Origin of the sequence: Paenarthrobacter sp. NPDC092416 (assembly GCF_044755025.1) — a bacterium.
GTDB lineage: Bacteria > Actinomycetota > Actinomycetes > Actinomycetales > Micrococcaceae > Arthrobacter.
On the sequence record NZ_JBIVQG010000040.1, the window covers coordinates 1 to 1461 of the forward strand.

Annotated in this window: 1 protein-coding gene; it reads left to right on the top strand. The window is 65.0% G+C overall.

Annotated features, from left to right (window positions below; genetic code table 11):
• The first annotated feature begins 233 nt into the window (after positions 1-233).
• The gene (locus ACIQC5_RS24225) at positions 234-1439 is read left to right on the top strand and encodes an IS110 family transposase (protein WP_400287772.1); all 1206 of its coding nucleotides are present in this window, start codon (positions 234-236) and stop codon (positions 1437-1439) included.
• Positions 1440-1461: the final 22 nt, after the last annotated feature.

Genomic DNA, 1461 nt, shown 5'->3' on the forward strand with positions numbered 1-1461 from the left:
CGTTACCTTTTTCGTAGCCCCTTTCTGGTGAAGGATGTGGGTGTGCTGGCCTGCCGGTCCCGGCATGATTGCGACGCTCTGTTTTTGATGATCCGAGAGTGGTGTCACCGGGGTTGGCAGGTGCCGAGGGACCGCTGATAGGGACATGGCCGTTGGATCGCCGTGCGTAACGTGGGTGCCGGGCTTCGACACCGTGGCAGGCTGGCCGGATCTGTTGGTTCGTGGTCGGAGGTGTGGCGGTGCTCAGGGATTATGGCTCGGTGGATGTATTCATCGGTGTTGATGTTGGCAAGGACGGCCATCACGCGGTGGCGCTGGATAAGTCAGGGAACAGGCTGCTGGACCGGGCGCTGCCGAACGATGAGAATGAGCTGCGGCAGATCCTTCAGGACCTGGGCTGCCATGGGCGGCTGCTGTTTGTTGTGGACCAGCCGGCCACGGTCGGGGCACTGGCGGTGGCCGTGGCCCGCGCCGATGGTGCGGTGGTTGGGTATCTGCCTGGTCTGGCGATGCGCAGAATCGCTGACCTGCACCCGGGTGAAGCGAAGACGGACGCCCGTGACGCGTTCATCATCGCCGAGGCTGCCCGCAGTCTGCCCGGGACCTTGAGATCGCTGGAACTTGGTGATGAGCAGCGCGCGGAACTGGTCATGCTCTGCGGGTTCGATGATGACCTGGTCGCCCAGGCCACCGCCACCTCGCACCGGATCCGGGGACTGCTGACCCAGATCCACCCGGCACTGGAACGAGTCCTGGGCCCGCGCCTGGACCACCCCGCTGTACTGGACCTGATCCGGACCTGGCCGACCCCGCAGGCCCTGCGGCGGGCCGGAACCAAACGCATCGCGGCACGGCTGCGGAAGCTGGCGCCACGGATCGGTGACCGCCTGGCCGAGGAGATCAGCCAGGCCCTGAACCGGCAAACCGTCGTGGTCTCCGGCACGGAATCGGCAGGGATCGTGCTGGCGCAACTGGCCGGCATGCTCGATGGGCTGCACACCGCCAGGGATACCGTGCTGGCCAAGGTCGAAGCCCTCGTGGAGGCCCACCCTCTTCACCGGGTCCTGACGTCGTTACCGGCAGTTGGCGTCAGGACCGAAGCCCGCATCCTCACGGAAATTGTCGGTAAAGATTTCCAGACCGCCGCCCACCTGGCTTCTTACGCCGGCCTCGCGCCGGTGACCTGGCGATCCGGGAGCTCGATCAGGGCCGACCACGCCTCACGCAAAGGCAACAAAATCCTCAAACGCACCCTCTACCTCTCCGCGTTCGCCGCCCTGAAAGACCCACTTTCCAGGGCCTACTACGACCGCAAACGAGCGGAGGGGAAACGACACAACCAGGCTCTCATCGCCCTCGCCCGACGCCGCTGCGACACCCTCTTCGCCATGCTCCGCGATGGCAGCCTCTACCACCCCAAAACACCCCAAACCCCTTGACGAACAACATAGGGACACTCTC